The 11,255-nt window shown below is 43.2% G+C and carries 5 protein-coding genes; 1 reads left to right on the forward strand and 4 read right to left on the reverse strand.

Translation table 11 applies throughout. From position 1 onward, the window contains the following. Window positions 1–182: 182 nt before the first annotated feature. Genes N7U62_RS11715 through N7U62_RS11730 form a run of 4 tightly spaced genes read right to left on the reverse strand, consistent with a single transcriptional unit; the run spans window position 183 to window position 9,944 of the window. Window positions 183–1,241 carry an aldose epimerase family protein gene (locus N7U62_RS11715; RefSeq protein WP_264138159.1) on the reverse strand — a complete coding sequence of 353 codons (1,059 nt, stop codon included), beginning with the start codon at window positions 1,239–1,241 and terminating at the stop codon, window positions 183–185. A 15-nt stretch (window positions 1,242–1,256) separates the two neighbouring features. Further along, window positions 1,257–3,653, reverse strand: a complete 2,397-nt coding sequence (locus tag N7U62_RS11720; RefSeq protein ID WP_264138160.1) for a beta-galactosidase — start codon at window positions 3,651–3,653, stop codon at window positions 1,257–1,259. Between the two features lie 34 nt (window positions 3,654–3,687). Next, window positions 3,688–6,585: a DUF8487 domain-containing protein gene (locus N7U62_RS11725; RefSeq protein WP_264138161.1), complete on the reverse strand. Its 2,898-nt coding sequence runs from the start codon at window positions 6,583–6,585 to the stop codon at window positions 3,688–3,690. Window positions 6,586–6,590: 5 nt separating this feature from the next. Beyond that, window positions 6,591–9,944, reverse strand: coding sequence for a glycoside hydrolase family 2 TIM barrel-domain containing protein (locus tag N7U62_RS11730; RefSeq protein ID WP_264138162.1), 3,354 nt, complete (start codon window positions 9,942–9,944; stop codon window positions 6,591–6,593). Window positions 9,945–10,222: 278 nt separating this feature from the next. Between N7U62_RS11730 and N7U62_RS11735 the strand changes: the two genes are divergently transcribed. Then, the gene (locus N7U62_RS11735) at window positions 10,223–11,146 is read left to right on the forward strand and encodes an AraC family transcriptional regulator (protein ID WP_264138163.1); all 924 of its coding nucleotides are present in this window, start codon (window positions 10,223–10,225) and stop codon (window positions 11,144–11,146) included. Window positions 11,147–11,255 lie beyond the last annotated feature (109 nt).

Raw genomic sequence — 11,255 nt, forward strand, 5'->3', positions numbered from 1 at the left:
CAAAACTCCCATAAAATCAGGATTCCGATGGGGGGATAATTGGTCTTTTTATGGTCAATATGCGTCTCTTTTGGATGATAATTCATCTTTCAATGTTCATTGGCATTTATAGCAAAATCTGGATCATAAGCTTATCGTAATTATTGTCCCATATTAGTCCTCTCTTGAATGTCAAAAACTTATCAATCAGCTTGGCACGAAAAGCTGAATCGAGTCTTCGATTCATAAGTTTCTCCCGGTCTCAAAATAGCATTGGGAAAATTCGTGTGGTTGGGTGCATCAGGAAACTGTTGTGTCTCGATGGCGATGGCTCCATGCTTCTCATAGGGGATTCCCTGCGATCCGATCAATGTAGCGTCCCACCAATTGGAGGTATAGATCTGTGCACCAGGCATATCGCTATGCACCTCCAGCATCCTTCCGGAATAGGGATCCACGAGCTGTGCCACCGATCGAAAACCATGCCCCTCAATCACATGATTGTGATCGTACCCCCTATCGCTTACGAGTTGATCTATATCCTTTCCCAACTTTTTAGGAAGACGAAAATCCTGGGCTGTATCCGCACATTTGATTAAGCGGCCAGTTGAAGTGTTATTCTCATTCTTTTCGGTGAAAAATGCGCTGTTGATGGACAGTTCGTGATCCAAAATACGGGACTTCTGAAAACCGGACAGGTTGAAATACGAATGGTTAGTTAAGCTAATCGGAGTGGCTTTATCAGTAATCGCATGATAGCTGATCTCCACTTCATTCTGCTCTGTCACCTTATAAACCACCCTTATGGACAAATTACCAGGATACCCTTCTTCCCCATCTGCCGAAGAAGTCGTAAATGCAATCGCACAATGGTCTGGACCTATCATCGGATCTTCAGCCATCCAGACCTTTTTATCAAAGCCACTATCTCCTCCATGCAGATGATTGGGGCTATCATTGATCGAAAGCTGATATTCCTTTCCATCCAAAGTGAATCTTCCATCGGCAATGCGATTGGCAAAGCGACCTACGATCACCCCCATGTATGGATGTGGTTGCAGGTATTTCTCCAGTGTCGAGAACCCAGCGACCACACTGTGCATCTGGCCATTGCGATCGGGCACTTCTATGGCTGTGATCGTAGCTCCATAATTCATCACACTCAAAGCCATATGACCTGCCTTGAGTGTATATAGATATACCGGCTGACCCTCTATGAAGCCAAAAAACTCCTTTTCAATATCCACTTTATCGACTCTCACTCCCTGCAATTGTTATTAAAAAGTCAGGATCGCCTTATATTCATTCACTACCTCGATACCTCGGATATCCAGATAATTACCACCTTCAAACTTCGGCAGTTCTGAAAAATCCACCAATGTCTCCTGATCATCATAAAGGGGATGAAAAATCAAAACCATTTCCTTTCCTGCCAAATCTGAGAGATAGCTTTTCATGCCTATTTCCCATTTCTTTTGGTGATAAAAATGATCCGTGGTTAGCAAGCCATCGATAAAAGCCATGCCCCGATCACCTACATAGTCTATTTCTACAAAAACGTCATTCAGTTGCCCCAGATCTCCATCGGTGGTAATGGTATACTTTCGATCCGTTACCTGCTTGACAGATACAGGTGCCTTTACTTCTTCAAAACTCAATTCATATGAAGAAGCGCCTTTAAAAACTGCTTTAGCTTTGCTAATAGAGGCATTAACCACTTTAGGACTATTAGTAGTCGAAGGATAAATATAAATGGCTGCATTAGACGATCTTGTGACCATAGTTAATTGATCCCCATCGCTCAGGATTAAGCCATCTGAGATGATGAGGCGCTCATCTACCTTAGTTGCATTCAAGGCCATGGCTTGTGGAATGATGAGAAATTGATCCTTGCCAACACTAAATGAAAACACTTTCTCATTCTTTCCTTTCACCAGCGTGTGACTCTTTATTTGGCTGGTATTCGCGTTTTGAAGATCTGAAAGGCTAACATTTCCAGCAAGAAGCAGCTCTGGCACAATCCCCTCGAATGAACTAAAAACATAACAATTTCCTTTCTCCATTCTGAGCGTAGTGAGCGGTTGCACTGTAGCTGACTTGATCATCGTCTCCCCCAGTTTTAGATTGAAAGGGAAAATGGCAGAGGTAGATTTTTTCAGATCGAAGGTTCCTGTGGATGGAAAACGAAGGGTCTCTTCACCACTCTCCACTGTTACACTTACGTCATTGATATCGGCTATCTCCACGTCATCCTGAAAGTTGACCATAAAAAGAAAGCCCTGCTGACCCTTCGACCTCACCGCATAGCGCAAGGTCTGGGTATTTTCCGGTTTGATGTCTTCATATCCTTCAGGAAGTACCGTTTTCATCGGAGCTAGCATTTCGGCATATTCATCCAAAAACATGTGAAGCGTCTTTAAACTACTATGATGAGGGCGAACCTGTCCATATTGTCCAATAGGCGCCTGAAAATCATAATTAACCTTTGGTATCCCATTCACCTCTTCATTATAATACTTGCCATCAAACACGGGTGTAGAGCCACCATGGTACATGTAATAACCGATCCCATTGGATCCACTACCAATGATGCGCACCATCAGCGGAAGCACACTGGCAGGATCTACCACAGGTCTTCGGCTGTATTTCACTTGAATGCCTGGCCCTATCTCGGCTGGGATTGATGGGTACAAATCCGTATCATAACTCACTGGCATATAATCGGGGTATTTGTGAATATCCTTGAAAAGGTAGAAAGTAGAAGGACTCGGTGGCGCCCAAAATGGATAGGCATAGCCCGCGGTAACAGGGATACTTCCTTTCTCGACTATGGCGGCATTTCCCCAACCGGTGGCGGTATACAGAGGCACATCCATTCCATGATTTTTTGCGAGTTGCTTTAGTCTGGCCATGTGATCCTTACCCATGTCTGCATATGGGTTCTGTCCTTGCGTTTCTGAGATTTGCTCGTGTGTCACATTAGTATTGATGTTTGCCACTGTCAATTCTTTTCTGGCTCCCGGATAGGTGATTTCCCACGGTGCGGCCGAATGCTGGAATTCATTCTCCAACTGTACCCCTACAATCGGACCTCCGTCCTTGTAGAGCAAACCTTTGCATTGCTTGCCTATCTCGCCATACAGGCGATCTACATAACTGAGATAATCCGGATCATTCGAGCGGATCTCGAAAGTCCGCCCATACATCCAGTCCGGAATCCCTCCATTGCGCATTTCGCCATGACAGAAAGGCCCCATTCGTACAATCAGAAATACATCGTTTTTCTCGCATAGCTCAGCAAAACGTCGGAGATTGAGATTCTTAGACCAATCAAACGTTCCCTCTTCACGTTCGTGAATATTCCAAAAGACATAGGTGGCAATGACATTGATCCCGCCAGCTTTCATCTTTTGGATAGATTCCTCCCAATATTGCTCAGGATACCTGGAAAAATGAAGTTCACCTACTACCGGAAAAAAGGGTTTATCATTTATGGTAATGTAATAGCTGTTTACATCGATAACGTCCCCTCCGGGATTAGTACCTCCAAGATCCAGATGGCCTCTTTTAATTTGCTTTTCGGGCACGTCTATATTGATAGAGTAATTGCTTTGTCCCATGGATGCAGTAACCGCTACTAATCCGAAACATAGCGTTAATAGTAGTTCTCTCATTTTCATTCTTATATTCACTTTCATTTCTATTCACTTATGGATTATCATTCACAAAGGAATGCCATTCTTCACGTTCTTTTTCTTCAAACAACTCCTGTATTACAGACAGCTCCATCTGGTTTTCAGGTTGAAAAGCTGTAGAATTCATATACGACAACAGACTTTGTCGAAATTGCTGAGATACAACACCCGAATTTTCTTTATCCCAATCGATGCTGCAAACCATTAATCGGCCTTCCCCTACTTTAGCTTCAAACAGCATGGCCAGCCTGCGGTTGAGAAACCAGGTATCAATGGGCTGAACAATTGGTCTAAATGCTGGAGGAAAATACTCCAAATTCATCACTTGCTGTTGATTTACCAACTCCCACCACTGCAAATCACTGTAGTAATCCGTGGGAAATTGATCAAAAACAGGATGTGCCTCATCGATCAGCACTCCGGTAGTATGTGGAGGACGCATCCTGAACCATGATGTGTTCCAGAATGCTGGCATATAGTGTTGCTTCACATTTTTGCCATTCTCCACCTTGCCTGCGGCCTGCAAAAGCACCTTACCTCCATCCTTTAGCATATTGACTGCCTTTTCACCCAAGGTATCGGTAATGAAGATATCTTTCGTTTCTGCGGGATTTTGAATGGGTGGATATACCCAAATGCTCCATTGATTGCGATAGTTTCCTATCTGAACTTCCAGAATAAGTTTTTGAGCTTTTTTGATGGATTCAAGAGGTACGCTAATACCTCCAACAGCCACAAGGCCAATGGGTATGTCCCTGGAATCCAATTCACCCTTATTCACGACGGTGCTATCAGTAGTAGAGAGTCTCCATCCGATGGAGGCATCTTTCATAACCGCAGCACCAAAATTAGCCACCTCTATTTCAGCCTTCAACTGTTCCTGACTAGAAAAAGTATACCTCGGCAATCGAACCAGAGGTACGACCTCCTGGCAAAATTGTCGAAACTCATCAGCAGAGATATAACCTTTTTCCTCCCAAAAGGCATCCAGCACGCCCACCAGTGCTGTCCCCTGTCCTGAAAAATCATTGAGGCTTAGCAATTGGAATCCGGCCAGATTGGGCGTTCGCAAGGTCGCCTCTATTTCCTGTTTATAGCAAGAGGCTTGTAGTTTTCCTGATGCCATCAGAAAATCATGCGCCTGATCTCCCATATGATGATCATGCAGATTTTCTTGAAAAAGCTCGAAGTTGAGCGCCTTTAGCGAACCTGTGTATTTGTCAATCTCTTCGAAATTCGGGAATGCACACCACTGCCCCATTTCGAAGGTTACATAAGGCCGGTTTTGATTCTCTGTTTTATCCCGGTAATCAAAATCGCTTTCCGGTTTTCTTTTATCCCATTCTAGTCCACGTGGTGGAGAGCGAACGATGAAATCACTGTTGTCTATAATTGACCAACTACGTCCCGTGGAAGCGCCTGTAAATACACGCTGCGGATCATATTCTCTGAAATAATCTACCCAATTTTCCAGATACGGCACATAATTGCCCGAAGGTTCATTTCCATAAGCCATCATGACAAATGATGGGTGGTTGCCATAGGTATCTATGATATGCCTGGTTTCATCCATCAAATACTGATCAATTGGCAGGCCGTCTCCCAATGTGACGGAATACTTCGCCCAACTCGGCCCCTCCACTTGCAGATAGATACCGATCTTGTCTGCCGCTACAAAGGCTGCTTCGGGTGGACAGTAGGAATGAAACCGAACATGATTCAGCCCAAAAGACCGGCACTTTTTGAATATCTTTTCCCAGGATGGAACGTCAGTCGGGGGGTAGCCTGTCAATGGAAAAACGCTACAATCTGTAGTGCCTCTCAGAAAAACAGGCGTACCATTGATCTCAAATTGCTTCTGATCTATGGTAAACTCACGCATACCAAAAGTCTGTGTTTGTTGCAGCGAGTTGCCGTTTGAATCTTTTAAGGCAATGGATAGCTCGTAAAGGTTAGGAGCAAATTCGCTCCAGGTATTAAAATCCTCGCCCATGTCTAAATGGGCCAGTATCTTTCCATCCTTGAGGTTACAGGTCTTAGTATTTGCCTTTACCTCATGTGAATGATTAACCCCGACTGCTGCCAGCGTCACATCCACCTCGCCGGTGGCATTATTACCGGAAAGTGATATCTCAACACTTACCCGCTGTTTCTGAAGATTGGGCATGATACGAACCTGAGCTATGGAGATCGACTCGACGCGTCTTAACTCCATCTTCCCAACTATTCCATTCCAGTTACCCTGAGTATGGTCTGAGATACTATGGGAATTGATGCCCGGATCGATTCCCCGAATGGCATTGTCCACACAAATAGTAATACGGTGCTGCCCGCTCGTAACCAGCGCGGATGCAAGGATAAAAACATGTGGAGTGGACAGGCTGTTTTCACTACCGATCTCCTGATCATCAAACCAAACTTGGGTTTGCCAATGTGGCCGCTCCAGGAACAATTCCAGTTGCTCCCCTTTCCAATCTGCCGGAATGTTGATTTCTTTTTGATACCACGCCTTTCCTACATATCGCTTGACGGGTGTCAGCCAGAAAGGAAATTTTGATGGAACGGCATTTCGGTATTTAGCCATCTCGGGCAAAAAGTACCAGGAACTATCATATATACCACCTGTCCATTGGGTTTCCACTGATGGGGTATGACCAATATTTTGATCCCGAAGGGCAGCTGGCAAAAACAAACCATTTTCTTCAAAATGCTGCGTAAACCATTTTTCCTGTTCCCCTACTTCTACCGTGTCCAATCTGTACATCCATTGTCCTGAAAGATCTACAAATGATGTTTCATCACAACTGACCAAAGTGAACCATGCCATAAGAAAAACGCTCTGAATGAGGATGTTCTCAGTTTTCAAAGCTCGCTTTCCTTTTACTATCCCTTTCCAATCAAAATGATTCATCCCTCTCAATTGTTGAATGACTCCTTACCAATTAATCTCATTTGCACCTGATTTTTATATCCTGGTTCGATGTAAATAGGCAGTTTCATATAGTTACCTAATCCCATCTTCGTATAATTCCATTGATCATTCACTATCATGAGCACATCTCCTCTGGTAGCTCCGTCTAATATCTTGATCGCACCTACAGGTACTTTCACCTCATCTCTCTGCCCACGACCAGAAGTTCTTTTTTGTGCAACAATCTTTACCGTATGCGAACCTTCCTTTAATCCCTCTTTGCTGTAAAATATAGAATTTGGGGATTTCCCTCTGCTGTAGAAAATCAAATCATCTTCGACTAACTTCCCATCAATGTAAATATCTGCAGCGGACAAACTGCGATCATTCGTTCCTATCCAGGCAAACCCACTTCCCTCGAAAGAGAAAGTAAATCCATCTCCTTCACGTGTGCACATCAATTCAGGAAATCCAAAATAAGAAACACTATCTGGGGTCATCGTCCAGTCACCATGAAAGGTCATATTTTCAATAGTCAAAATGCTCGACTCATCCTCTTGTACCGCTAGTCTTACCGCCTCGGTTCCATCCGACTCGATTCGCACTCCGACTCCCCCATTTGCATCCAGTGCGGAGGCATAATTAATGGACTCCTTCATGCTTTTAAAATCATTGGTACCTCGGCCGCCAATATCATATTGACCAAAGACACTAAAATCCCTTTCATCCTGTGACCATGGTCTTTCCGGTTCCTCACCAAATATCTTATGCTTTCCGTCTGAGGTCCTTTTGGCTGTGCCCCTGTTTCTCCCAATGTGGTCCTCGGGATAGCAAGTCCATAGTCCATTTCTATCCCATTCCAGTTCGTTTATATTAGCTGTCAACAAATAAGAAACGCCTACTTCCTGAAATCCCCCGGCATCCTGATCGTCCCAGGGTTTCTTTCTAGGTGTAGGAGCTTCCACACCAAAGGCCAACAGCTCATAGTTGGTTGTAATCAGTCCAGCCCCATCGATCCTAAGCTCAAAACTGATTTCAACTGGTTCGTTAGTGCCAGAAATCGAAACAACTACCTCATTTCCTTCTTCCTTAGCAGCTATGTCTTTAAGCACCCACTTACCCATTTTTCCACCTGTCAATTGAAAATAAGGCCCTCCTTTTAGGATTAGTTGACCATTATATGTTCCACTTTTTATCAAGCCATTATTTTTATCAAAAACAATTTCGAACCCCTCTCCACTGACAATGATCTCATTCGGGTTATTCTGTAGACTTGGTGCTGGACCTGATGGTGCTGGAAATGAAACTTCACTTCCAGCAATTTTAAGTAGGTAACGATCAATAAGCCGACCATAGGAGTCTGTAAAGGATAACTCGAGCTGGTCATTTTCCTTCCAATCCTCATACGGAATTTCAAATTCCCCATCCGAATGCGGCATAATATCTGGCCCCTTCATTTGGCCTGTAGCTTCTCCCACTTTCCACGAAACATCCAGTTCATTCAAATTAGTATGATCAAACCAGTTCTTCATCGGGAGGATCAGTGAATTCTCATTCCCTGGATGCTCAAACTCTTTCACCCCAATGCGCACGGGTGAGTAGGCTTTTTTCATATGCCAATATTCGGGGCGTGTGCGCCTCCATAGGTCGATGGCTCCCCATTCAAACGCCCAAGAACCGTAGGCATTCTCATCAATAATCGCCCACATCGCACCACCCAGACAGCCTTCGGTAGTAAACATCCTTTCCCAAAACACTTTGATACTCTCTCCCCAAAAATTCCTCATTCCTGGATCTCTAGCTAGCGACTGCTGATAATAGGACGATCCATGAGCAAACTCATCATGTAATACAGGCATACCTGTGGGCAAAGGCCGGACTTCATCACTATTGAAAACCGCTACTCCAGCCGAGCCTAGATCAGTATCCCAATCTGGATAGTGATAGCTATAAATATCATAGGGCCAATCCACCCCTTCCGGTACACTCTGGGACCAACTGAATATCACAGGACGCGTCGGATCTTCTGCTTTCGCGTATTCATAGGTTTTGGTAATGTTGACACCATAGTAAGTCTCATTGGCCAATTCATAAATGATGATGCTCGGATGACTCCTGACCTCTTCGATCATCTCTGCCATTTGATCCATGTACAAAGCTGTATAGGCCGTATCCTTCTGCGTGCCACGTGTAAATGTGACTGAATTTTCGACCTGTACATACAGCCCCAGACTGTCGCATGCATCCAGATAAGCATTAGTGGCAGGATAGCACGAAGGACGTACAAAATTGAGATTGGCTTCTTTTAGCATTCTGACCTCTTCCCAGGCTTTTTTGTCCGAAAGGTATTTCCCAAAATCCGGATCACTGTCGAATCGTCCTGCTCCGCGTAGCTTGACTTCCTGACCATTGACCAGCATTTTCTTCCCTTCAATTGTAATTTCTCTAAAACCTACTTTCTTGGTTAGCACCTGTGCTACCTCATTATTTTCGATCAGCTCCAATCTCAAAGTATAAAGATTCGGGTGTTCGGCATCCCACTTTATAGGGGCTTTGACATTAAATACTGTGATTTTTTCTGGTTGCTTTTTATCAAGGCTGATATCATTTTGCTGAAGTGGTACTATTTTCCCAGATGGATCAATTAATGTGGGCTTTATCCTGACCTTCTCCCCTTGACTGAAAGCGACTTTTGTCCATACTTTGAGCAAAGCATCTTCATAACTATCGTCAAGGTCGGTTTCCACATTGAATCTGGTAATGTGGTTTTTTGGCACAGCCATTAGCTTCACACTCCGCACGATTCCCCCATGGTTAAATGACGTGGTTGACAACTCACGTTCTTCATCCACAACACCTACAGTCAACACGGCCTCCTGTCCCGGAATCACAAAGTCGGTAATATCGCAAGTCCAGACATTGAAACCACCATAATGTTCCTTGAGGAAGTTTCCATTGATCCAGGCTTTTGCAGTTCCGGTTACCCCCTCGAATCGAAGGATTACTCTTTTACTTGCATAGTCCTTTGGAATGATTATGCTTTTCTTGTAGGCGTATTCTTCTCCTCTTCGGATATTAAAACCTTGCTTTTCAATAGACGATGGAACGATGACTTCTTTCCAGTCTTCTGTGTTACCCTGATCTGCCCAATAGTTTTCACCAGGGTTGGTATTGATCAACCAACTTCCACCTAAACGAAGTACAGGTTTTTCGACTTGGCCGGTCTTTGTCGGAATTGGAACAATCTCAGGTCTTGACCACAGACCATGATCCGGGATTTTTTCAGAATCTGATGAACTCAAATTAGAATCACAACTCATGAAAAATAAGAGGAAGGCCCCCAGGCACAATAAATTCATTCTTTCAATCATACTTTGTCTTTCTACAAACCATCAAGATGGTTTATTCTATTTATTCAGAAGCCACACAGAATATAATGAAGACTTCCTAGTTCAGGAGGCTGTTTTTTCAACAACAACACCCTATACTTGAATTATTCATTCAATATCACAGTCAAAATTACTATTGAAACAAGTATATCAGATGGACATATTCTTTACGTTTATGGACAATGGTATGATTACTTTGATAAAACAGACCTATTGATAACTTTACAATCTATTGTCCCAATGAGATTATGAGACGAGCAACTAAAAACGAGAATCTTAAGCGGTTTGAGAACCGGGTTCAAGCTGGTTTTCTAGGGCAGAGGATGATTAACATCCCTAAAAAGATCTTGACCACAGTCAAGAAAAACAGTCTTATTAATCAATTGTACATAACTGACATAGGGTTCTTCCCACATGCCAAACATCATTTTCGTCAAAGAAAAAATGGTTGTAAAGAGCACATATTGATCTACTGTAAAGAAGGACAAGGCATTATTGAAATCCATAATACCCAGGTAGAGCTAAAAGCCAATTCATTTTACATCATCCCTCCAGAAACCCGACATGCCTACTACGCCGTACAAAAAGACCCCTGGAGCATTTATTGGATGCACTTTACTGGCCCCCAAGCCTATAGTTTTTTCGACAAGCTTGACAAAGACAGTCATGATAAGCCCAGATATATTTCATTCGAGCAGAGACGTATAAGTATATTCGAAAACCTGATGAATGTGATAGAAGATGGATATAGCTCTGGCAACTTAGAGTTTGTCAATATAACGCTCTGGCAACTTATTGGCTCTTTTGTTTATGATTCTTACTTTAGTGAGATAGGCATAGAAACAGCCGAAGAAGATGTGGTGGCCCGCTCCATCAAGTACATGAAAGAACGATTGAATCAAGCCCTGAAGGTAGACGAGATTGCGAGCTATTTCAACTACTCCAATTCTCACTTCTTCTCACTATTCAAAAAGAAAACAGGCTACTCTCCGATTCATTACTTTAACCATCTCAAAATTCAAAAGGCCTGTCAGATTCTCAGTTTTACGGATTTGAGTGTGAAGGAAATTAGCTTTCAGCTGGGATATGAAGACCCACTATACTTTTCTAGACTGTTCAAAAAAACTATGAATATTTCTCCTCTTCAGTACCGTTCGGAATACAAGCACTAATCCGTCAAATTATTGCTTTTGTCAAGCCTACAATTTACTCAAATTCCTGCAGCATTTCTTGACAATACACCATTATCAGTTTCTCATTGAATATATCGTATTATAATCC

This window comes from Reichenbachiella ulvae, assembly GCF_025833875.1.
GTDB lineage: Bacteria > Bacteroidota > Bacteroidia > Cytophagales > Cyclobacteriaceae > Reichenbachiella > Reichenbachiella ulvae.

Excerpts from the sequence above, each read along its gene's own strand:
- N7U62_RS11720 (WP_264138160.1), bottom strand. The coding sequence starts at position 3,653 with ATGAGAGAACTACTATTAACGCTATGTTTCGGATTAGTAGCGGTTACT.
- N7U62_RS11725 (WP_264138161.1), bottom strand. The coding sequence starts at position 6,585 with ATGAATCATTTTGATTGGAAAGGGATAGTAAAAGGAAAGCGAGCTTTG.
- N7U62_RS11730 (WP_264138162.1), bottom strand. The coding sequence starts at position 9,944 with ATGAATTTATTGTGCCTGGGGGCCTTCCTCTTATTTTTCATGAGTTGT.
- N7U62_RS11735 (WP_264138163.1), top strand. The coding sequence starts at position 10,223 with ATGAGACGAGCAACTAAAAACGAGAATCTTAAGCGGTTTGAGAACCGG.